Source organism: Streptomyces sp. NPDC093089 (genome assembly GCF_044754405.1).
In the GTDB taxonomy this organism is placed as follows: domain Bacteria; phylum Actinomycetota; class Actinomycetes; order Streptomycetales; family Streptomycetaceae; genus Streptomyces.
In genome coordinates this window covers 45,849-67,502 of the sequence record NZ_JBIVPA010000003.1, presented here as the reverse complement: position 1 = coordinate 67,502, position 21,654 = coordinate 45,849, and the positions used below count along the sequence as shown (strand labels likewise).

Here is a 21,654-nt window from a genome sequence, read left to right as displayed (position 1 = left end):
GTCACGGCAGGTTCTGTCGGAATTGCGCGATCTCGTCGAGACGGTCGAGGAGTTCGCCCTCCTGGCGGTCGAACGCGGCCTCGTCGATCTCCCCGGCCTCGAGCCTGCGCTCCAGCTCGGCGAGGGCGGCGTAGACGGGGGCGGGGTCGTAGTACTCGGCGGCGGCCTGGTCCACCACGCGCTGCGCCACCCACGTCACCAGCCGTACGGGCAGCAGCGGCGCGGTCAGGAGCTTGGTCAGCGCTCCCATGGCTCCTCCTCGGAACGAGTGCCGGGCCCGGCGGGGCCCGGGCCGGGCTACACGAAGCTGTAGGGGGGCAGCGGCCCGGCGAAGCGGAACTGGACGCCCTCGTTCTCGTCGGCGAGGGCGGCCTCCGCCTGGAGGAACGCGTCCTTGTCGTCGTCGTGGACCAGGAGGGAGACGCCGAGGATGTCGCCCTCGGCGGGCGCGCGGACGCTGTGGGCGACCGCGAGGGGGATCAGCGCACCGACCAGTCGGGCGGCCAGGGCCTCCTGCCGCTCCCGTACCTCGGCGGCGACGATCTCCCCGAGTTCCAGGGGCAGCCTCGGGTCGGGGTCGCCCGCCCGCATGCGGTCGTTGAGCTGCCGGGCCCGGTCCGAGTCCTGGAGGATCCCCCGCAGGAGGGCGTCCTCGTCCTGGGACGCCTTGACGTGGTACTCGGCGCAGCCGCTGAGCCGCTCCAGCGCCGCCAGGTAGCCGTCCGCACGCTCGCGAAGCACCTGGGTGACGGCCTGGTCGTCGGGGGCCGTGTAGCCGAACTGCAAGGGAAGGATCGTTCCGTCGGCCATGAGGCGCTCCTGCACCGCCTGGTGGGCGGCGAGGTCTCGGCGTCTGGGCCGGACCTCCTCGTCGACGTCCGAGACGACCGCACGCAGCGGCCCGGCGGTCAGGTCGCGCACCGGCACGCCTTCGGCGCCGACACCCGTCAGCCCGTCCAGGCGGCACGGGTGGGTGGCGTCGGTGATGGAGTACACGTAGAGGGGCATCGCCTACTCCTTCTCCCTGCGCACGGGTCGCCGCGCGGGCCGACGGCGCCGGGGGGCCTCCTCCGGCTCCTCTTCCGGCTCCTCCTCCGGCTCCTCCTCCGGCTCCTCCTCCGGCTCCTCCTCCGGCTCCTCCTCGTCGTCGGACCCGCCGGTGAGCGACTTCTTCACCGCGTCCACGACGCCGCCGACGGCACCCTCGGACTTGCCGTGGGCCCCGCTCTCGATCGCGTCGCCGACGACGTCGGTCAACTGCGCGGGGGCCTTCCGGCCCGCTTCCAGGTCGAGGCGGTTACAGGCCTCGGCGAAGCGCAGATAGGTGTCGACACTGGCGACGACGATGCGCGCGTCGATCTTCAGGATCTCGATGCCGACGAGCGACACGCGTACGAACACGTCGATCACGATCCCACGGTCCAGGATCAACTCCAGAACGTCATAGAGGCTGCTCGTGCCTCCACCGGTGTTTCTACTGACGCTGCTTCCACTCTGCGGCACCACTGTCATGGCCGCTTCCCTTCACGGATCCGGCTCGTCAGGTCGGTCGATCGATCATGCCCCGGCTGTACCGCCGGGTCCGCTCGTACGAGATCAGCTCGCCTTCCTCGTCCAGGGTGACCTTGTAACTGGCCAGGATGCTGGTGGTGTCGGGGATCCGCTCCAGCTCGACGACCTCGACCTGGGCTTCCCAACCGTCCTCGCTCGGCCGGAGTGACGAGACCGAGTCGGGAACCCGACCCAGCAACGTCGAGAGCTGCTCCACCGCCGAGCGCATCGCGGCCGCCGCACCGGTCACCCTGCGACGCGGCGCAGCCTTGCGCGCGGCGGCCTTCCGGACGGGCCTGGTCGGCTTCGTCTCGCTGTCCGCGCCCTCCTCGGGCGGAGGACGTCGGCTGCGGCCCGCTTCTGCTGCGGCCATCTGCCTGCTCCCCTCGCGGACTGACCAGTGCGCCTTCCCGGCTCAGACCGATGCAAACACCCTCACCTGACCGCGAACCTCTTCTTTTTTCGATATCCGCGCATATCTCGCATCGAGCGGAGCAGTCCCCGTAGTAACCGTCCGGTGAAGGGAAAGCTCATGGACGACACGACCAAGATCGCCTTGGCGGCCGCCGTCGCCGGGGGCTACGTACTGGGGCGGGCGAAAAAGGGACGACTGGCCTTCTCCCTGATCACGTACGCCGCAGGCCGCCGTTTCGGCCTCGACCCGCGGGAGCTCGCGACACAGGGTCTGAAGAAGCTGAGCGAGATGCCGCAGGTGGCCGAGCTGGGCGACCAGATCAAGGGTGAAGCACTCGACGCCGGGCGCAAGGCCGTCGTGGCCGCCGCGAACCGCCGGATGGGCGAGCTCGCCGACTCGCTGCGCGAGCGCACTCTCGCTCTCGAACGCGGCCACGAGGAGGAGGACGAGCAGGACTACGACGACGAATCGGAAGACGGCTACGAGGACGACTACGAGGACGGCGAGGAAGCCTACGCCGACGAGGAGGGCGAGGACGAAGAACCCGAGGAAGAGGAAGAGGAGGAGGAAGAGGAATCCGCGCCGGAGGAACCCGAAGAGGAAGAACCCCGCGGAGGAGCGGAGGACGAAGAGGAGGAAGGCCCGGAGGAAGAGGCTGAGGAAGAGCCGCCCGCCCGCCGCCGGCCCGCCCGCCGTTCCACCCCGGCCTCACCGTCCAAGTCCCCCGGACGAGGCGCCACGACCCGCAAGGCGGCCCCGGCCAGGAAGTCGGCCTCGGCGAAGAAGTCGGCTCCCGCCAAGAAGGCGACCCCGGCCAGGAAGACGACGAGCCCGGCCAGGAAGGCGACCACGGCCAAGAAGGCCCCTGCCAAGAAGACCACGGCCAAGAAGGCGTCGACCAAGCAGACGTCGACCACGGGGACGAAGGCTTCGGCCCGCAAGTCGAGCACCGGGACGACGGGACAGGGCGCCACGGGCAAGACGAAGCGCAGCACGCCCGCCAAGAAGACCGCGGCCAAGAAGACCGCGGCCAGGCCTGCAGCGAAGAAGACGGCAGCGCCGAAGAAGAGTTCGGGGCGCGCCCCGGCGACCAAGTCCGCCGCGAAGAAGACCGTCGCCACCAAGACGGCCCGCCGCAAGACGACCTCGCGGAGGTGAACCATGGCCACCCACCAAGCGGCCGGAGACGACCGTTCCGGGTTCGACCGGCTGATGGAAGAAGCCTCCGCCTACCTGTCCACGCAAGCCGGCCACGTCGCGGACAAGGCCGTGGACAAGCTGGGCGACCTGACCGACGGCCTCCACGACGTCGCCGAGAACGGCGGCAGCCTCGGGGACCTCGGCGGCCGTCTGCTCCAGGGCGACTCCCCCGCGAAGGCCGTTATCGGCCATACGTTCGAGGGCCTCAAGGACAAGGTGAAGGAGGTCGGCTCCGGACTCCTGGGCGGCAAGAAGAAGAACCGCAAGGGCGGCTCCAAGCCCATCAACATCATCGAGGCCATCGACATCGGCGTGCCCCTGCGCACCGCCTACGACCACTGGACGCAGTACGAGAACTTCAGCAGCTTCGCCAAGGGCGTGCGCAGCGTCTCGCAGGGCGACGACACGACCAGTGACTGGAAGGTCAAGGTCGGACCGTCCACCCGCAGCTGGAAGGCCTCCGTCCAGGAACAGATACCGGACGAGCGGATCCTCTGGACGTCAGAGGGCGCCAAGGGGACCACGCGCGGATGCGTGAGCTTCCACGAGCTCGCCCCCTCCCTCACCCGGATCCTCCTGGTCGTGGAGTACTACCCGTCCGGGCTCTTCGAGAAGACCGGCAACCTGTGGCGGGCCCAGGGCAGGCGCATGCGCCTGGACCTGAAGAACTTCGACCGCTTCGTGTCCCTCTCCAGCGATGAACCCGACGGCTGGCGCGGGGAGATCGAGGACGGCGAGGTCGTCCTCACGCACGAGGACGCCGTCGCGGAGGAGGAGAACGAGGAAGGGAACGAGGAAGAGGGCGAAGAGGAGGCCGAAGAGGTGGACGAGGAGGACGGCCAGGGAGACCAGGAGGACGAGGAAAGCCGGTCGGACCGAGAAGAGGACTACCCCGAAGAAGAGGAAGGGGACTACGAAGAAGACGACGCCTACGACGAGGGCGCGGAAGTGGACGAGGACGAGGACGACGCCTACGAGGACGAGGACGAGGCGCCCCGCCTCGCAGGACGCCGACGCTGAGCCTCGCCGGATCGTCCGACCGGTGGCCGTGCGCGCGCACGGCCACCGTCGTGCGCGCGCGACCGCTCGCTCACGCGTCCCCTCAGGTGGCGCCCTTCCCCTCAGGTGGTGCCGCACGGGCACGAGGAGGGGCCGACGGCTCCCGCCGTCGGCCCCTCGGTCGGCTGTCACCGGTCAGTGACTGTCACCGGTCAGTGCTTGAGAGCGTCGCGTCAGTGCTTGAGCGCGTCGCGCGCCTTCTGCGCGGCCTGCTTCGCGTCACCGGCGACCTGCTCGGCGCGGCCCTTCGCCTCCAGGCGTTCGTTGCCGACGGCTTTGCCGGTGACCTCCTTCGCCTTGCCCTTGGCCGTCTTTCCCATGTTCTTGGCCTTCTTGCCCGTGGCCATCCCAGTCACCTCCAAGGAGAGTCACTGGCTCGCTACCCGGATAAAGCGCGAGAAATCACGCACCGGGAAATCACTCTCGAAGAAGGCGCCGGGTGCCCAGGGGTTCGAGGGATCCGGGTGTCAGGGTCGGGCGGCGAGGGCCTCGACCTCGAACAGCATGTCGGGCGTGGCCGGACTCGCGACGCCGACGAGCGGGTTCACGGGCGGCTTCGCCCCCCGGCCCTTCCCGATGGCGGCGCCGATCGGCGCGAGCTCGGCGACGTCGTGGTCCACCACGTACGTCCGCAGCTGAACCACGTGCCCGAGGTCCAACCCATGGGCGGCGAGCGCGACACCGGCGTTGCGGAACGCCTGCGCGACCCGCTCGGCGAAATCGGGCGAGACGACCGCGCCACCCGCTACGCCCCCCGCCACCCGCCTAGCCTCCCGGCTCCCCCGCGTACCGGTCCCCCGCCACCCGGAACGTCCACACGACAGGCTCGATCCGTTCCGGAACGGCCGCGCGGGAGGCCGCGCGCGACGATACTTCCTCGCAGGTACGACCGGGGGGCCGCGCGAGCAGCGGCCGGGAGGGGAGCTGCACCGGTGGGCATAGCCATGGTCGACGCGATCGGACTGGGCAAGAGGAACGAGCGGCGGGCGGAGGAGTTGAACCGCCGCGAGGAACGGCTCGCCCGGTACGAGGCCGTCGAGGTCGCGGCGCAGGAGCGCGCCCGCCACCGCGCGTACGACAAGGCACTCGTGCCGTTCGGTGACGTGTTCTCCCACCTGAGGAACATCGGTCCGGACGATCTGAAGGCCGTCGCCGAACCCTCCGGGTCGGAACCGGCGGACGGGGAGGTGCGCCGCATCCACTCGGACGCGCTGCGCGCCGTCGCCGCGCTGGCCTTCGGCGTCGGGGCCTCGGTCGGCTTGAAGGCGGGCACGATCGCCGCGGTGGGAGCGTTCGCCACCGCTTCCACGGGTACGGCCATCTCCGGCCTCTCCGGGGCGGCCGCGACGAGCGCGGTCCTCGCGTGGCTGGGCGGCGGCTCACTGGCGGCGGGTGGGGGCGGGGTCGCCGCGGGCACCCTGGTGCTCGGCGGCATCACGGCCGCGCCCGTACTCCTCGCGGCGGGCGGCCTCATCAGCTGGAAGGGGCGCAAGAACCTTCGCGAGCAACGCGCCGCCGCCACCCTTCTCGAGGAGCACGCCGCCGACCTCGGCGTCCGCGAGGAGCGCGCCGCGGCCCGGTGCAAGCACAGCCGTCGGGTACGGCAGTTGTTGGACGGCCTCCGTAAGGAGACGCGGCGCAGGCTGCGCGCGGTGGGCGGCCTGGTCGACGGTCAGGACGACTACTCCGTCTACACGCCCGCGCAGCGGGCCGAGGTGGACGTGCTCGTCGCTCTGGCCGGTGACGTGGTCGCCGTCATGCGGACCCCGATGGCCGACGACGACGGTCAAGTGCCGGATCTGTCGCGGCGCGTGGTGAAGGAGGTCCGGAGACGTCTCCGCGACATCAGACGCGCACGGTGAACGACCGGTGGTCCAGGGCCACGCGGCGGTGTGCTGCCGGGAGGGAACATCGTCGCCCCGGTGGCGTGCCCGTCGGCGGCGCGCCTGACGGCGGGCGCGCGCTACCGCTTCGGGGGAAGCCGTTCGACCGCGACGAGGGCCGCGTCGTCGCCGAGGTGGCCGCCGGCGTGGGTCCGGAGGTCGGCTCGCAGGTGGCCGAGGAGGGTGGGCGGGTCGTCGCCGGCCCAGGTGGGGAGGCGTTCGGTGAGGGGGTAGAAGGCGCGGGTGCGGTCGCGGGCCTCGATGACGCCGTCCGTGTAGAGGAGGAGGACGTCGCCGGTGTCGAAGGGGAAGGTCTCGACGGTCACGTGGGGGGTGAGGACGTCGGAGAGGCCGAGCGGGGGGCTCGCGTCGGTGGCGTCGAGGGGGATGACGCGCCCGTCGCGGATGATCAGGGGCGGCGGGTGGCCGCAGTTCACGAGGCGTACGACGGGCTCGTCGTCGGGGATGTCGAGGACGAGCGCGGTGACGAAGGCCTCGTCGGTGTCGTCGGTCGGGCCGTCGGGGCCGGAGGGTGCCTCGGGCGCGGGGGTGGCCTCCTCCATGGAGCCGACGCCTGCCTCCAGGTGCCCGACGAGGTCCGGCAGTTCCTGCTCGCGCCGGGCGGACCGGAAGGCGCCGAGGACGAGTGAGGCCTCGCTGATGGCGTCGAGGCCCTTGCCTCGGGCGTCGCCGATGAGGAGGCGGGTGCCGGTCGCCGTGCGGGCGGCGGCGTAGAGGTCGCCGCCCATCTGCGCCTCCTCCTCGGCCGCCAGGTAGACGGAGGCGATGTGCAGGGGTCCCGCGTGCTGGGGAAGGGGGCGGAGGACGACGCTCTGGGCGGCGTGGGCGATGGAGCGGAGCCGGGTCACCCGGGACTCGTCGCGCTCGCGGAGGTAGGAGAAGAAGGTGACGATGATCGAGATCAGGACGAGGACGACGATCTGGTAGGTGTGGTTCAGATCCGTGAAGCTCGTCCGGGCGACGGCCACGATCGACTGGGCGAGCACCGCGACCGCCCCCACGAAGGCGGTCATGCGCGGTCCCGCGAACGACGCCGTCACCGCGGGCGCGGCGATGAGGAAGGGTCCCAGGTGCACCTCGGGCGGAACCACGATGTCCACCACGGTGACCACCGCGATCAGCGCGAAGGGGACGGCGAGCAGCAGTCGGCCGTGGCGCCGGGCGAGGCGTGGGACGAAGTCGCTGCGGCGGGAACCCATGGGAAAGGCATACATCAGGTCGCGCGGCATGTCCTGTTGCCCGGCGCCCTGCCCCACGAGCGGTCCGCGGGGGACGACGCTCCGTGTCCGGCGGGCTTCCCGGGAACCGGCGGGGGCGAGATGACGCTCCATGTCCGAACTCCGGGGCGCAGGGCGGTTCGGGCATCTCTCCGTGTCCGGTCTCCGGGGCGCAGGCCTGCTCGGGCGACTCTCCGTGCCCGGGCCTCCCGGTGGGAGGCCCGGGCGGACGCCGTGGGCCGCGGCCGGCGTCAGAGGGCGAAGGTCGTCACCACCGCCGCGTGGTCGGACGGCCAGGTGTTGGCCGAGACGTCCGGCCAGGGCGTCGGGGTGCCGGTGACGAGCGTGCGGGAGGTGAGGACGCGGAGGCCGCGGGCGTTGTGGAGGACGTAGTCGATGCGGTCCTGCGGTTCGGGGCGGCCGGCGTGCTCGCCGGGCTCGGGGTGGACGGGGTGGATCGGCGACCAGGTGTGACCGGGGTCGGTGCGGGGGTCGGGGTGGGCCTCGCGGTAGGAGTCGCGGAGACCGGCCTCGGCGGCGGCGGCCGTCACCGGCCAGGGGACGTCGAGCCGGTCGAGGTGGGAGGCGGCGTTGAAGTCGCCGACCAGGACGACGGGGCGCCGGTCCCCCGCCTCCTTGGTGATGCGCGCGAGCGTGTCCCGTATCTGCGCGAGGCGCACGTCCTCGTGGGCGATCAGCTCGTCGGCGGGGAGCCCGTCGAAGGCGGCCTCGTACGGCCCGTACGGGGTGTAGTGGAGGTGCGCGGTCCACACGTCCACCTCCAGGTCGTCGTCGACCCGGAGGCGCACTCCGGCGGCGCCGTAGAAGCCGACGTCGGGGTCGCCGAGGCGGGCGACGACGGGGTGGCGGCTGAGGACGCCGAGGTTCTCGCCCGCGGTGTGGTGGTGCCAGCCGAGCGCGTCGGCGAGCTCGCGGGTGGCGGTGCCGCCGGTCTCCTGGAGGCCGACGACGTCGGCGCCGGACGCGCGGATGGCGGCGAGCTGCTTGGCCCGGTGGTCGTCGACCATGGCGCCGCCGAGCCAGAGGTTCCAGCTCATCACGGTGAGGCGGCCGCCGGTCAGGCCGCGCAGCAGTGCGGGGGTGACGCCGGTGAGGCCCTCGTTGCGGACGGTCCGGCGGGGGCCGGGGGCGATCGGGGCGAGGGAGGGGACGGCGAGCACCGTGCAGCCCGCGGCTTCGGCCGAGGCGACGCCGGTGGGGGTGTCCTCGACGGCCACGCAGTGCGCGGGGTCGACGCCGAGGGCGCGGCAGGCGGCCAGGTACGGGTCGGGTTCGGGCTTGGTGTGCTCGGTGTCGTCGGCGGTGACGGACACGGTGAAGGCCGGCGCGCCGAGGGCGGCGAGCGCGGCGAGCACGGTGTCGGCGACGGCCCGCGGCGAGGCGGTGACCAGTGCGGTGGGCACCTCGTCGCGGGCGAGCGCGGCGAGCAGGTCGAGGGCGCCGGGCCGGGGCTCGACGCCGGCCGCGACCCGGTCCGCGAACTCGCGGTGCAGTTCGGCCGCGAGCCGCTCGGCGGCCGGGGCTCCGGGGGCGGCGGCCAGCCAGGCGGCGGTGTGCTCGACGGGGCGGCCGAGGACGTCGGGGCGGTCGGCCTCGGTCAGGGCGCGTCCCGCGACCTGCTCCACCGCCTGCCACCACAGGCCCTCGGTGTCGACGAGCGTGCCGTCCATGTCGAACAGGACGGCGTGGAGTGCGGGCACGTTGGTCTCTTTCTCTGTTCCGCCGGCGCGCGGTGCGCCGGCTGTCAGGTCACGCGGGACCGGGTGGGTCGCGGTCCCTGTGTCAGCCTGCCCTGCGGGGCGCGACGAGCACAGGGCGTTCGCGCAGGGCGAGCCGCACGGGCCGGCCGGCGGTGAGCGCGGCGGCCTCGTGGGTGGGCAGGTCGGCCTTCACCTCGGTGCCGTCGGCGGATCCGCCCTCGATCCGTACGGTGAGGCGGGTGGTCGCCCCGAGGAAGGCGGTGGCGGTGATCCGGCCGGTGCCCGCGTCGGCCGGCGCGTCCGTGTCCCCGGTGGCGTCGCCGCCGGTGACCCGTACGTCCTCGGGGCGGACGAGCACGTCCACGGCGCCGTTCGCGGGCGTCTCGCCTTCCACCGGCAGTCGCCGGCCGAGTACGTCGACGGTGCTGCCGTCGAGGTCCCCGGGGATCCGGCTCATCGTGCCGACGAACTCCGCGACGAACGCGGTCGCGGGGCGCCCGTACAGTTCGGCGGGCGGTGCGCACTGCTCCAGGCGACCGGCGCGCATCACGGCGACCCGGTCGGCCATGGACAGCGCCTCTTCCTGATCATGCGTCACGAAGAGTGTGGTGATGCCGAGTTCGCGCTGGATGCGGCGGATCTCCTCGCGCAGGCTGAGCCGTACCTTGGCGTCGAGCGCGGACAGCGGCTCGTCGAGGAGCAGGACGCGGGGGCGCAGGGCGAGGGCGCGGGCGAGGGCGACGCGCTGCTGCTGGCCGCCGGACAGCTGGTGGGGGTAGCGGCCGCCCTTGTCGCCGAGGCCGACGAGGTCGAGCAGTTCCGCGGCCTGCTTCTGGCGCGTGGCCTTGGCGACCTTGCGCATGCGCAGGCCGAAGGAGACGTTGTCGAGGCAGTCGAGGTGGGGGAAGAGGCTGTAGGACTGGAAGACCATGCCCGCGTCGCGGCGGTGGGCGGGCACGCGGGTGATGTCCTCGCCGTCGACGAGGACCGCGCCGGAGTCGGGCTGCTCGAAACCGGCCAGCATGCGCAGGGCGGTGGTCTTGCCGCAGCCGGACGGGCCGAGCAGGGCGAGGAGTTCGCCGGGCGCGACGGTGAGGTCGAGGCCGTCGAGGGCGGTGGTGGCGCCGAACCGGCGGCTCAGGCACCGGAATTCGACGGTCGCGGCGCCGGTGTCCGTACGCGGTGCGAGGGGGGTGGTCACGCTCATGGTCATCCCTTGGGGGTCAGGACTGGAGGTCATGCCTCGGAGGTACGGGTACGGCGGCGTCCGCCCGCGCCGGCGAGGGCGAGCAGCAGCAGCCAGGTGACGAGCAGGCTGAGCACGGACACGGCGACGGACATCTGGGCCTGGGAGCCGGAGATGTTGACGATCCAGACGGCGAACGGCCGGAAGCCGAGCAGCTGGGCGACGGTGTACTCGCCGAGGACCAGGGCCAGGGTGAGGAAGGACGCGTTCATCAGCGCGCCGCGCAGGTTGGGCAGGACGGCGCTGACGAGGGCCTGGACGCGGCCGGCTCCGCAGCTGCGGGCGGCCTCGACGAGGGTGCGGACGTCGATCGCGGCGAGCCCGGCGTCGAGGGCCCGGTGGACGAAGGGCAGGGCCATCACCACGTACGCGAGGACGAGCACGACCGGGAAGTCGGGGTTCTGCAGGGCCACGAAGGTCTGGAACAGCGGGGTCCGCGAGAGGTGTTCGGGGCCCCACCTGAGGACGGTGCCGAGGCCGGCGACGAAGGCGATGGGCGGGACGACGAGCGGCAGCGAGCACACCGCCTCGACGACCGGTCGCAGCCGGGGCGCGCCGAGCCGCAGGGCGACCATGGCGGGCACCATGAGGAGCAGGACGACGGCGATGGTGACGGCGGCGAGTCCCAGGGACAGCAGCAGGCTGGTGACGAAGCCGTCGGTGGTGAGGATCTTCGTGTAGGCGTCGAAGGTGAGGCCCCGGCCGGGCACGTCGACGGTGAAGACGACGGAGGCGGCCAGCGGCACCAGGAAGTACAGGCCGGCGAGGCCGAGGGCGGCCCAGCGCCACGGGGAGGGGGATCGGTTCAGGCGAGCCATCGCGTGCTCCGGCGTTGCAGGGGCAGATAGACGGCCATGACGAGCCCGGCGATGACGATCATGTCGAGGCTGAGGGCGAGGGCCACGTTCTCCTGGCCGACGAGGACGTTGCCGGAGAGGGCGTCGGAGATCTGCAGGGTGACGAGGGGGACGGCGCTGCCGACCATCGCGGCGGCGGTGGCGTAGGCGGCGAAGGCGCTGCCGAACAGCAGCACGAGGCCGCCGAGGAGGCTGGGCAGCAGCACGGGGAGGGCGACGTGCCGCCAGTACTGGAGGGCGGTGGCGCCGTTGTTGCGGGCGGCCTCGCGCCACTGGGTGCGCAGTCCGTCGAGGGCGGGGGTGATGGTGAGGACCATCAGCGGGATCAGGAAGTAGAGGTAGACGATGACGAGGCCCCAGAAGCTGTAGAGGCTCCAGCCGTGGTCGGCGAGGCCGAGCCGGCCGGTGAGGACTCCGGAGTTGCCGAGGGTGGCGACGAACGCGAAGGCGAGCGGCACGCCGCCGAAGTTGGCGAGGACGCCGGAGGCGGTGAGCACGGCCTCGCGCAGGGCGCGGGAGCGGGAGGTGACGACGGCCTGGGCGAGCGGCAGTCCGAGCAGCACGGCGAGGCCGGCTGCGGTGGCGGAGAGCTTGACGCTGCCGACGAGGGCCGTGAGGTAGGCGCCGTGGACGGAGGCGGTGAGGTTGGCGGTGCCGTACGTGCTCGTGCCGGTGGCGGGGTCGTCCACGGTGAGGGCGCCGCCGACGATGGCGAGGGCGGGGATGCCGAAGGCGATCGCGGTGAAGGCGAGCAGGGGGACGGCGGCGAGCCAGGCGGGGGTGCGGCGGGGCCCCCGCCGCCGGGCCTTCTCGGGCCCGGCGGCGGCGGTCGCCGTGAGGGTGTCACTCATGGTGGTGTCCCTCGGCGAGGTGTCGGTGGTCATCCGGAGACGGCCTTGCCCCAGCCCTGGGCGAGCGTCGTCTTGGCCGTGGCCTGCTGGGCCTCGGTGGGGAAGGCGGGGACGCCGGTGACGGCGGGCAGCCTGCCGGCGGCGTCCCTGTCGAGGGTGCCGGCCTTGTCGAGGGCGGGCATCAGGACGGGACGGGCGAAGCCCCTGAGCCACAGGTTCTGGCCCTCGGCGCTGTACAGGTACTCCTGCCAGAGGCGCGCGGCGGCCGGGTGCGGGGCGTCCTTGTTGACGGCCTGCGAGTAGTACTGGGCGTAGCGGCCGTCGGCGGGGACGGCGACCTTCCAGTCGAGGCCCTTGGACTTGAACTCCTCGGCGTAGCCGGCGTTGAGGTAGTCCCAGTCGATGGAGATGGGCGTCTCGCCCTTCTCGACGGTGGCGGGGGTGGACTCGACGGGGGTGTAGTTGCCGTTCTTCTTCAGTGCGGCGAAGAAGTCGAGGCCGGGCTGGATGTCGTCGAAGGAGCCGCCGTTGGCGAGGGCCGCCGCGTAGACGCCGCCGAAGGCGGAGCCGGACTTGGTGGGGTTGCCGTTGAGGGCGACCTGGCCCTTGTACTCGGGCTTGAGGAGGTCCTTGAAGGTGGTGGGGCAGTTCTTGACGCGCTTGGCGTCGCAGCCGATGGAGACGTAGCCGCCGTAGTCGTTGTACCAGCGGGCCTTCGGGTCCTTCTGGCCGTCGGGGATGTCGCTCCAGGCGGTCACCTTGTACGGGGCGAAGAGGCCCTGCTGGGCGCCGCTGAGGGCGAAGCTGCTGCCGAGGTCGAGGACGTCGGGGGCGCGGTCCTGGCCCTTGCGGGAAGTGACGGCGTTGAGCTCGTCCTGGCTGGAGGCGTCGGGGTTCTCGACCTCGACCTTGATGCCGTACTTCTTCTGGAAACCGTCGATGAGGGCGCCGTAGTTGGCCCAGTCGCGCGGCAGCGCGATGGCGTGCAGCGTGCCTTCCTTCTTGGCCGCTGCGACGAGGGCCTCCAGACCGCCGAAGTCGGCGGCGGAGGTGGCGGTGGCGGCGCTCTTGCCGTCGGTGCCGGTGGTCTCGGGGGCCGCTCCGCAGGCGGTGAGGGCGAGCGCGGCGACGACGGCGAGGGAGCCGCCGAGGACGGTGCTTCTCGGGAGGGTCGCGGGGACGGGCACGGCTTCTCCAGGGGATCGAAGGCTGACAACTTGTCTGAACAAGTCGGCCTCAGTACGCCGGGCGTTGATGACCTGAAGATGAACGGCACCCGAACGGATCACCGCTATTCCCTGCACAATCGCGCTTGTTTTCGGCCACTTGAACACTGGTCTAGGCTGGACGCACTGCACACAGCAGTCGAAGGAACCGCAGCAGTCCAGGGGGAACGATGACCGCGCGCCACGAGCAGATCGCCGCGGAGCTCCGGCGGGCGATCCACCGTGAGGACTACCCGGTCGGCGCCCACCTGCCGGCCGAGACCGAGCTCGCCGCCCGGTACGGCGTCTCGCGCGGCACCGTCCGCCAGGCCGTCGCCGCGCTCACCGCGGAGGGCCTCATCGGCTCCCGCCAGGGCGCCCGCCGCGTCGTCCTCGCCCCGCGCCGCAGCCAGAGCTTCGCCGAGCTGCGCAGCTTCGCCCAGTGGGCGCAGGCCAACGGCCGCACCGCCACCGGCCGGGTGGTCGCCCAGGAGTACCGCCCGGCCACCGCCGAGGACGCCACCCGGCTCCATCTCCCCCTGGGCACGCCGGTGTTGAACGTGCTGCGCCTGCGCGGCCTGGACGGCGATCCGGTGCTCGTCGAGCGCACCGTCTACGCCGACTGGATCTCCCCCGCCGTCGAGGGCATCGAACCCGGGTGCGCCTCCGTCACCCAACGGCTCTACGACGACACCGGTCTGGTCTTCGCCCACGGCGAGCACGTCATCGACGCCATCGCGGCCGGCGCCCGGGACGCCGGCCTCCTCGCCGTCCGCCGCACCAGCCCCCTCCTCCGGGTCCGCCGCGTCACCACCACCCACGACGGCCGCCCGGTCGAGTGGTCCGACGACCGCTACCGCCCTGACGCGGTCAGCTTCTCCGTCGCCAACGCGATCGGCCACAACCCGCTGGTGCGCACCAGCGCGGGATAGCCCCGCGTCCGTCGCGGGGGCCGTGCGGCCTACTGGAAGCTGAGCCGGTGCGGGTGCGCCGGGTCGGCCGGGCAGGTGTGGACGCGCATGAGGCCGCGGCCGAGGTAGACGCCGACCGGGTCGATCACCCGGGGGTCGTCCGCCGCGTCGCGGTCCTCGACGGGGAGCCAGCTCCGCGAGGCGCCGTCGCACTCCACGGTGGCGACGGTGAGCAGCGGGGGCATCGGCGTGCCGCAGGCGGGGCAGTCCACCGGGCGGGGGTCGGTGAGGTGCCAGGACGCGAAGCCGCCGACCTTCCAGCCCGGGGCGAGGGAGAGGTCGCTCATGTAGTCGACCTCCTCGGGCTCCTCGGCGCGGGCGGCGGCCATGGCGGCCTCGTACTCCTCGTACGTGGCGTAACTCGCGGGCGAGGACGAGTCGTACGCGTCCTCGTCGTCCTCGTCGAGGAGGCCTTCCTCCCACGCGTCGATCTCCTCCTGGAGGTCCTCGTCGAGGAGGCCGAGGTACTCGTGCTCGACGACCTGCTCCGGGTGGACGACGCAGGAGGTGGGGACGCACTCCTCACGCCCCGCGACCGGCGGTTCGGGCTGCGGGGCGAGGACCGCGCCGACGTCGGCCGAGCGGCGCCAGCGCAGTTCCACGGCGATGGTCCGCTCCGGGCCGTGGACCTCGAAGGGGCACCAGAACACCTGGAGGAGGTCGTGCCCCTCGGGGCCGGTGAGGTCCGGCACGTCCCCGGTGCGGAGCTGGGCGACGGCGAGGAGCGGCAGCGGGTCCTCGTCGCGGAGCGCGGGGACGTGCGTCCCCGCGGTCATCCCGTCGAGGAGCCGCCGCTCCTCGTCGGTGAACTCCCGCCCGCGGGCCTCGTCCTGGATGCGCCGGCGGAGCCGTACGTCGGACAGCAGGTGTCCGGTGCCCTTCGGGTGCACGGCGGTGCACACCGGCCACGGCTCGTCGGCGGGCCACAGGAGCGGACCCGCCACCGAGCTCTCCTCCGGCTTCGCCGTGCCCTGCCGGGGATGCAGTCGCGTCGCCGTCCGGCGGTACCGGGCGAGGGCGGGGAACACCGCTTCGACGTCGACGGGGCGCGGGGGCGTGGTGCGGGTCATGCGCGGATCCTCCAGGGGCGGTTCGGTTTGCGATGCTATAGGCCCGGTACCGCGGTCCGGACGCCCGCGGCCGGATTGTCCAGGCTGTGGGTGAAGGTGAAGCCCTTGTTGCCGAACGCCGTGAACTCCAGCCTGATCGGGACCGGGTTGGAGCCCTCGTAGATCGGCTTGATGTGGTACTGCACGACCTCCTTGTTCTTCGTCACCTGGTCGAAGATGACCTGCTCCACCTGGTCGCGCTGGTCGGGCGAGTTGGTCGGGGTCTGGGTCTGGGTGACGAGGTTGTGCCAGGCCAGGCGCCCCTTGCCCGCGCCGCCGAGCCGGTCGGCGAGGAGGTGGCCGCGGGCCTCGTTGAAGGCGGTGCCGTCGCCGCGCCAGCCCGGCGGCTTGAGCTTGCCCGCCTCCGTGCCCTTCTTCGCGTCGATGATCTCGGGCCGCAGGCAGGCGTAGACGCCGGTGGGCCTGCCCAGGTGGTCGAGCCGGCCGTACCGGATCGAGCCGTCCCAGTCGTAGGCGTCCATCTGGCACCGCTTGGGCGCCAGGCCGAGGGGGTCGGTCCACACCCACGGATTGACCACGTACGTCGAGGGGTTGGGCGCAGGGGCGAGGCCCAGCGGGTCCGGGCCGGTGAAGCGCGCGGTGTCGGGGTCGTAGTGCCGGAAGTAGCTGGAGTGGAGGCCGGTCTCGGGGTCGGCGTACTGCCCGGGGAAGCGCAGCGGGGTGTAGGCGGTGGCCGCCGTGTTCCATCCCGTGGCACCCCAGGTGGTCGACCGGCTGCGCCAGGCCGTCTCCCCTTCGGTGGAGACCAGTTCGGTGGGCGTGCCGACCAGGTCGGTGACGACGGCGAAGAAGCGCGCGTCGACCTCGTCGTCGTCCAGTGGCCTGCGCTCGTACTGGACCAGCGGCCGGTGTCCCTCGTACTCCCAGGTGAGGATGGTGCCGGCGGTCTCGTCGTACTGCTCGACGAGGAGGGGTCCGTCCCAGGTGAAGCGGATCGTCTCGACGACCGTGGTGCCGTCGTCGGCCATCCGGTGCTTGGCGCTGCGGCGGCCCAGCGGGTCGTACGCGTAGGTCCACCGGGTGCCGTCGGGCGTGGTGCACGCGACGAGGCGGTCCTCGGCGTCGTAGGCGTAGCGCCACACGTCGGGCTTGCGGGACAGGCGGGTGCGGCGGCGCAGGACGACCCGGCCGGCGGCGTCGTGCTCGTAGTGGACGCCGCCGGCGGCGACCAGGTGGGCGCCCTCGTACCGGCGCGGGCCTCGGGCCTCGGTGTGTCCGGCGGCCTCGGGCCAGTCGGCCGAGGTCTGGTTGCCCGCGGCGTCGTACGCGTACCGCTCGACCCAGTCGGGTGCCTCGACGGACAGCGGCCGGCCCACGGGGTCGAGCGTGACGCGCTTGTCCCGGCGGGCCCGGCCGCCGGTGGTCTCGCCCAGGGTGACGGGGTAGCCGTCGGCGCGGTAGGCGTAGTCGCGGGCGCGCACGGGGTCCGGTGAGCCGGGCGCGGACAGCGTCTGGGCGACCGGCCGGCCGACGCGGTCCCAGTCGGTGGTGAGGGTGGTGGCCGTCCCCGGGGCGCCCCAGCTGCGGGTGAGTTCGCGGCCGAGGGGGTCGTGGGTGAAGCTGAGCGCGTGGCCGCCGGTGACGAGGGCGACCCGGTCCCCGGCCGCGTCGAACAGCGACTGGCTGACGGCGCCGGTGGGGGTGATGCGGGTGACGCGGCGGCCCGCCGTGTCGTAGGCGTGGCGGAGGGTGCGCCCGTCCACGGTCTCGGCGAGGGGCCGACCGAGCGCGTCGCGTTCCACGGTGAGGGTGGAGGTGGCGGTGCGGGCCTCGACGAGTGCGCCGGAGCGGTCGTAGGCGTAGTGGGTGACGGCGCCGTCGGCGTTCCGCGCCACCAGGCGGTCCATGGCGTCCCAGGTGTAGCCGACGGTCCGGCCGAGGGGTGTGGTGCGGGTGGTGAGGCGGTTCGCGGCGTCGTAGCCGTAGGAGAGTTCCCGGCCGGCGAAGTCGGTCTCCGCCTCCAGCCGGCCGGCCGCGTCGTAGCGGTAGTGCCAGTCCTGGCCGAGCGGGTCGGTCACCCCGAGCAGGCGCAGTTCGGTGTCGTAGCGCAGTTCGTGGCGGGCGCCGTCGGGCGCGAGGCGGGCGAGGGGCTTGTCGAAGGGGCCGTACTCGGTGGTCCAGACGCCGCCGGCGGCGTCGGTGTAGGCCAGGCAGTTGCCCTCCGGGTCCCAGGTCCAGGACTCCCGGGTCCCGTCGGCGGCGGTCCGGTGCCGCAGCCGGTCGTCGTGGTCCCAGGAGAACTCCTCGCGTCCGCCGGCCGGATCGGTGATGACGAGGGGCCGGCCGCGGTGGTCGCGCTCCACGGTCGCCGCCCCGCCGTCGGTTCCGGTGATCTCCAGCGGGAGTCCGGCCCGGTCGGAGCGGATGCGGAGGGTGGCGCCGAGCGGGTCGCGGACGGAGGCGACGGCGCCCGTGGCGTCGTGGGTGAAGCGGGTGACCGCGCCGTCGGGGCCTTCGGTGGACGTGCAGTTGCCGAGCTCGTCGAAGGTCTGCCGCCACGGCGTGCCGTCGGCGGCGATCACCTCCAGCGGCAGGTTGCGCTCGTCGTAGCGGGCGGTCGCCGTGCTCCCGTCGGGCAGCCGGACCGCGACCAGGTTCCCCGCCTCGTCCCAGGTGAGTTCGGTGGTGTGGCCGAGCGGGTCGGTGCGGCTGAGCGGGCGGTCGTACGGGTCCCAGGTGAGGTGGGTGGTGTGGCCGAGGGGGTCGGTCTCGGCGACGACCTGGAGCCGGTCGTCGAGGACCAGTGTCGTGGTGGCACCCGTGGAGTCGGTGTACCGCGTGACGCGGTGCCCGGTGTCCGGGTGGACGTCGTAGGAGAACCGCGAGGAGAGGATGCCGTCGGGGCCGACGGTGCCGGAGACCCGGCCGGCGGCGTCGTACACGTAGCGGAACGTGGTGGCGTTGCGGTCGGTCCAGGAGGTGATCCGGCTGTCGCCGTCGTAGGTGAAGGTCATGGCCGGGCCGTCGGGGCCCTCGGGGCCGGTGAGCCGGGTGAGGTCGCCCGACGGGGAGTAGGCGTAGCCCACGACCGCGGCCGGCTCGCCGGCTCCGTGGACGGCGAGGCCGGTGACGCGCGAGGCGTCGGCCGCTATCCGGAGGACGTAGCCGCCCGAGTGCGTGACGGCGGTCGGCGCGCCGTCGGAGCGTCGCGAGAACTCGATCCGGTTGCCGTTGCGGTCCTCGATCGCGGTCAGCCAGTAGGCGGTGGAGCTCCGGTAGGGGCTGCCGGTGTAGACGCGGACCTGGCCGCTGTGCGGATCGTGGACCTCGTACGAGGTCTCGTCGCCGGACACGCCGCCGTGGCGCAGCGGCAGCCGGTCGCCCTCCACGGGCATGACCCGGTCGCCGTCCGGGCGGGGCAGCCGGGGGAAGATCAGCACCGCGCCGTCCTCGCGGGCCCAGATCGCGCTGCCGACCGAGGCGTCGACCTCGATCCGCTCGTCCAGGGTCGCGGCCCAACTGCGGCCGAACCAGCGGCCGTAGCGGTAGCTGGAGACGTGGGTGCGGCGCAGGACGAGCGGCAGGACCCCGGGCAGGGTGAGGTCCGTCTGCGGCAGCAGCATCTTGCCCGTGGCGACGTCGACGGGGTCGTTCTTGCAGACCGTCTTGTCCAGGGAGACGCCGTGGGCGCGCGGGTCGTCCTTGGCGTCCGTGACGGAGTTGGGCCTCGTCCGCACGTCGTCTCCGCGGTCCTTGCGTGGCGACCCGTTCCCCTTGCCGTCGTCGTGGTCGCCCTTGCGCTGGCGGGCGAACCGGTCGCGGAGGTCGTCGTCGGTGTTCTTGTGGTCGACGGAGATCTGCTTGACGACCTTGGGGAGCGTCTGGCCGACGTGGTCGCCCATGCTCTTCGCGGCCTTGGTGAGGGCTTCGAGGGCCTTGTCGGCGACGGGGTCGATCGCGTCGGCGATCGAGTCGCGCCCCCGGGTGCGGCCGTGCGCGGTCCTCGCCTTCCCGAGCTTGCCCGCCGTCCTGCCGTGGATGTTCACGCTGACGGAGTTGAGCTGGGTGGAGGCGTGGGTGTGCTCGGCGTGCTCGATGTGGAGGTCCTTCAGGCCGCTGCCCGGCCCCTTCGCCCCGCCGCCCGCCGAGGCCAGGTGCATGGCCTCCTTGCCGGACTGCACCCCGTCCTCGAAGCCGTCCTTGCCCGCGTCCTTGGTCTGATCGAGGTCCACCCCGTCCTGCAGGCCGATCGCCACCGCGCCCAGCTGCACGACCAGGTCGGCCGCCATGCCTTCGAGGGCCGCCACGGCCGGCTCGGTCATGGCCGCCACGACGTAGCCGACGGCCTCCTCCACGCACTCCTTGATCAGCCGCTTGATCACCTCCTGCGTGGCCCGCATCGCGCCCGCGCCGATCAGCGCCGACAGGCCGCCAGTGACCGGGATGAGCGAGATCGCGATGCCCGCCTCGGCGGCGAGGTAGCCGAGCTGCACGAGGGCCGCGAGCTTCATGCCCTCGATCACGCCGGCCGCCGTGTCCAGGGCGCCCGCGATCGTGCGGGCCGCCCCGGAGATGTCCTTGATGTGCTTGCCCTTGACCTTCGCCCAGTGCTCGTCGAGCGCGTCCATCGACTCGCCCTGGCCCGAGGACAGCAGCCGCTCGAAATGGTTGTTCGCGAGCTGCCCGTCGTCCTCCAGGTCGTCCGCGAACTCCCGGAGCGCGTCCGCCATGTCGCGATACGCGTCCTCGTCGACGTTCGGCCAGGCGACGCCGATCAGATCGAGAAGGGTGTCCGCCCAGTCCGGAACCGTGACCGCCACGTTGTGCTCCCCCGTCCGTGGTGACGTTTCCCACCGGTCGCTTCGGCCGGCCCCGACAGTCCTACCACGCACCTCTGACGAGAGATCACCTCGGCCTCGGAACCTCCACGCACCCTCCCCGAACGACCGGCCTGGTCCGATGGCGGTCCCCCGCCCGGGGCCGTCCGCGCCCCGTTCACACGGGGGCGGGGCACCCCTGACGGGTCATCGGGAAGAGGGGGTGGTTCCCGTTCCGACGGCGGGTCAGGCGCCGTCCAGGAGGGGCCCGAGGTCCCGGGCGAGCCGCTCGTACTCGTCGGGGTGGTTGTAGATCTGGCCGCAGACGCGGATGCCGCCGCCGCCCGGCCAGGGCCAGACGAGGACGCGGATGCCGAGTCGGCGCACGATCTCCTCGCGCAGGGCCTCCGCCTCCGGTTTGGTCCGGGCGAACCGGGAGGGGAGCCGGAGGGCCCGCATGGCGAGGCGGTCGTCGGCCGGCAGCGGGGTGACGCCGGGCAGCCGGGCCAGCAGCTCGGCACCGTGGGCCGCGAGGGCGCTGTTGTGGGCCCGTACCCGCTCCGGGCCGAGCTCGGCGATCAGGTCGAGGCCCTCCGGCGCGGCGAGCACGCCGGTGTAGTCCACGGTGGCCCGGAACTCCAGGGCGCGGGGGAACCCGCGGTGGTCCTCCCAGGACGGTACGGGCGCGGGCACCCGGTCCCTGAGGGCCGGCGCGACGGCGAGGACGGCGGATCCGGGAGGCGCGAAACCCCACTTGTGCAGGTTGCCGAACCAGATGTCGGGCCGGCCGGCCAGCGGGGCGGCGAGCATGCCGGGCGCGTGCGCACCGTCCACGACGGTGGTCACCCCGCGCTCGGCGAGCGCGGCGAGGAGCCCGGGCCCCGCGACGATCCGCGCCGTGGGCGAGGTGATCTGGTCGAGCACCGCGACCTTCGTACGGGGGGTCACGGCCGCGAGCACCGCCTCCCGCACCGCCTCCTCGTCGGGCAGCGCCGGGTCGACGGGGACGGTGACGAGCCGGGCCCGTCGTGCGGCGGCCGCGACCACGGTGCCGTAACCGTGGTCGGTGACCAGCACCTCGTCGTCGGGGCTCAGTCCGAGCGCGTCGAGGGCCAGGTGTGCGGCCTCGGTCGCGTTCGCCACGAGCGCCGTTCCCTCGGGGTCCGCGCCGAGGCGCGCGGCGATCCGGACCCGGGCGTCGGCGAGCCGGTCCGGGACGCCCAGGAAGAAGGCGTCCGGGTCGGCGGTCGCCTCGTCCGCGAACCGCCGCTGCACCCGGGCGACCGGCAGGGGCACGGCTCCGAAGGAACCGTGGTTGAGGTGGACCACCCGCTCGTCGAGCCCGAAGAGCTCGGCACCGCCGGGAAACACCCCCGCCGGCACCTGCCCTGCCGACTCGTCGCTCTTCTCGCTGTCACTGACCACGCCCTGGAATGTACCTCCGCCAGGTGCCCTTCGCGACCGTCCCCCGGTCAGCCCCGACCCGGCCCCGCCGTGTACGTCGTGTGCGGATCCACGGGAGGTCTTGCACCGAGCCACCGTCGGGCACGCGCCCTCACGACCGCTCCGC

Annotated in this window: 19 protein-coding genes; 4 read left to right on the top strand and 15 right to left on the bottom strand. The window is 73.0% G+C overall.

The genetic code is table 11. From position 1 onward, the window contains the following. Position 1: 1 nt before the first annotated feature. From ACIQFX_RS07265 to ACIQFX_RS07250, 4 genes are read right to left on the bottom strand one after another with little or no spacing between them, the layout of a single operon-like run. Positions 2–250 carry a gas vesicle protein GvpG gene (locus ACIQFX_RS07265; protein WP_402459705.1) on the bottom strand — a complete coding sequence of 83 codons (249 nt, stop codon included), beginning with the start codon at positions 248–250 and terminating at the stop codon, positions 2–4. Positions 251–297: 47 nt separating this feature from the next. Then, positions 298–1,008 carry a GvpL/GvpF family gas vesicle protein gene (locus ACIQFX_RS07260; RefSeq protein ID WP_402459704.1) on the bottom strand — a complete coding sequence of 237 codons (711 nt, stop codon included), beginning with the start codon at positions 1,006–1,008 and terminating at the stop codon, positions 298–300. Positions 1,009–1,011: 3 nt separating this feature from the next. Then, positions 1,012–1,512 (bottom strand): gas vesicle structural protein GvpA, encoded by a 501-nt coding sequence (locus ACIQFX_RS07255; protein WP_402459702.1) that lies wholly within the window; start codon positions 1,510–1,512, stop codon positions 1,012–1,014. A 28-nt stretch (positions 1,513–1,540) separates the two neighbouring features. After that, positions 1,541–1,924: a gas vesicle protein gene (locus tag ACIQFX_RS07250; RefSeq protein ID WP_402459700.1), complete on the bottom strand. Its 384-nt coding sequence runs from the start codon at positions 1,922–1,924 to the stop codon at positions 1,541–1,543. A 159-nt stretch (positions 1,925–2,083) separates the two neighbouring features. On the opposite strand from ACIQFX_RS07250, the gene ACIQFX_RS07245 reads away from it, so the two are divergent. Together ACIQFX_RS07245 and ACIQFX_RS07240 are read left to right on the top strand one after the other, a co-directional pair. Next, the gene (locus tag ACIQFX_RS07245) at positions 2,084–3,124 is read left to right on the top strand and encodes a histone protein (protein ID WP_402459698.1); all 1,041 of its coding nucleotides are present in this window, start codon (positions 2,084–2,086) and stop codon (positions 3,122–3,124) included. Positions 3,125–3,127: 3 nt separating this feature from the next. Then, positions 3,128–4,186 (top strand): SRPBCC family protein, encoded by a 1,059-nt coding sequence (locus ACIQFX_RS07240; protein ID WP_402459696.1) that lies wholly within the window; start codon positions 3,128–3,130, stop codon positions 4,184–4,186. Positions 4,187–4,398: 212 nt separating this feature from the next. Here the strand turns inward: ACIQFX_RS07240 and ACIQFX_RS07235 are convergent, their stop codons facing one another. Further along, positions 4,399–4,572: a CsbD family protein gene (locus tag ACIQFX_RS07235; RefSeq protein WP_402459694.1), complete on the bottom strand. Its 174-nt coding sequence runs from the start codon at positions 4,570–4,572 to the stop codon at positions 4,399–4,401. Between the two features lie 120 nt (positions 4,573–4,692). After that, positions 4,693–4,986 (bottom strand): Rid family hydrolase, encoded by a 294-nt coding sequence (locus ACIQFX_RS07230; protein WP_402459692.1) that lies wholly within the window; start codon positions 4,984–4,986, stop codon positions 4,693–4,695. Between the two features lie 171 nt (positions 4,987–5,157). Here ACIQFX_RS07230 and ACIQFX_RS07225 point away from each other — a divergent pair, with 171 nt between their 5' ends. Next, the gene (locus ACIQFX_RS07225; RefSeq protein ID WP_402459690.1) at positions 5,158–6,087 is read left to right on the top strand and encodes a hypothetical protein; all 930 of its coding nucleotides are present in this window, start codon (positions 5,158–5,160) and stop codon (positions 6,085–6,087) included. 101 nt (positions 6,088–6,188) lie between these two features. Here the strand turns inward: ACIQFX_RS07225 and ACIQFX_RS07220 are convergent, their stop codons facing one another. The 6 genes from ACIQFX_RS07220 to ACIQFX_RS07195 all read right to left on the bottom strand — a co-directional run bounded on the left by ACIQFX_RS07220 (position 6,189) and on the right by ACIQFX_RS07195 (position 13,208). Next, positions 6,189–7,328: a PP2C family protein-serine/threonine phosphatase gene (locus tag ACIQFX_RS07220; RefSeq protein ID WP_402459688.1), complete on the bottom strand. Its 1,140-nt coding sequence runs from the start codon at positions 7,326–7,328 to the stop codon at positions 6,189–6,191. Between the two features lie 269 nt (positions 7,329–7,597). Continuing rightward, positions 7,598–9,067: an HAD-IA family hydrolase gene (locus ACIQFX_RS07215; RefSeq protein WP_402459687.1), complete on the bottom strand. Its 1,470-nt coding sequence runs from the start codon at positions 9,065–9,067 to the stop codon at positions 7,598–7,600. An 82-nt stretch (positions 9,068–9,149) separates the two neighbouring features. Then, positions 9,150–10,274: an ABC transporter ATP-binding protein gene (locus ACIQFX_RS07210; RefSeq protein ID WP_402459685.1), complete on the bottom strand. Its 1,125-nt coding sequence runs from the start codon at positions 10,272–10,274 to the stop codon at positions 9,150–9,152. Between the two features lie 29 nt (positions 10,275–10,303). Beyond that, on the bottom strand, positions 10,304–11,131 hold the full coding sequence (locus ACIQFX_RS07205) for an ABC transporter permease (RefSeq protein WP_402459683.1): 828 nt from the start codon (positions 11,129–11,131) through the stop codon (positions 10,304–10,306). Beyond that, positions 11,119–12,021, bottom strand: coding sequence for an ABC transporter permease (locus tag ACIQFX_RS07200; RefSeq protein ID WP_402459682.1), 903 nt, complete (start codon positions 12,019–12,021; stop codon positions 11,119–11,121). Before ACIQFX_RS07200 ends, ACIQFX_RS07205 begins: the two co-directional genes overlap by 13 nt. Before the next feature lie 29 nt (positions 12,022–12,050). Continuing rightward, positions 12,051–13,208, bottom strand: coding sequence for an ABC transporter substrate-binding protein (locus tag ACIQFX_RS07195; RefSeq protein ID WP_402459680.1), 1,158 nt, complete (start codon positions 13,206–13,208; stop codon positions 12,051–12,053). 209 nt (positions 13,209–13,417) lie between these two features. Between ACIQFX_RS07195 and ACIQFX_RS07190 the strand changes: the two genes are divergently transcribed. After that, on the top strand, positions 13,418–14,158 hold the full coding sequence (locus tag ACIQFX_RS07190; protein WP_402459678.1) for a GntR family transcriptional regulator: 741 nt from the start codon (positions 13,418–13,420) through the stop codon (positions 14,156–14,158). Between the two features lie 29 nt (positions 14,159–14,187). On the opposite strand, the gene ACIQFX_RS07185 is transcribed toward ACIQFX_RS07190, so the two are convergent. The 3 genes from ACIQFX_RS07185 to ACIQFX_RS07175 all read right to left on the bottom strand — a co-directional run bounded on the left by ACIQFX_RS07185 (position 14,188) and on the right by ACIQFX_RS07175 (position 21,509). Further along, positions 14,188–15,267 carry a hypothetical protein gene (locus ACIQFX_RS07185; protein WP_402459676.1) on the bottom strand — a complete coding sequence of 360 codons (1,080 nt, stop codon included), beginning with the start codon at positions 15,265–15,267 and terminating at the stop codon, positions 14,188–14,190. A 35-nt stretch (positions 15,268–15,302) separates the two neighbouring features. Next, positions 15,303–20,087, bottom strand: coding sequence for a DUF6531 domain-containing protein (locus ACIQFX_RS07180; RefSeq protein ID WP_402459674.1), 4,785 nt, complete (start codon positions 20,085–20,087; stop codon positions 15,303–15,305). A gap of 243 nt (positions 20,088–20,330) precedes the next feature. After that, complete coding sequence (locus ACIQFX_RS07175; RefSeq protein WP_402459672.1) at positions 20,331–21,509, bottom strand: aminotransferase class V-fold PLP-dependent enzyme; 1,179 nt, start codon at positions 21,507–21,509, stop codon at positions 20,331–20,333. Positions 21,510–21,654 lie beyond the last annotated feature (145 nt).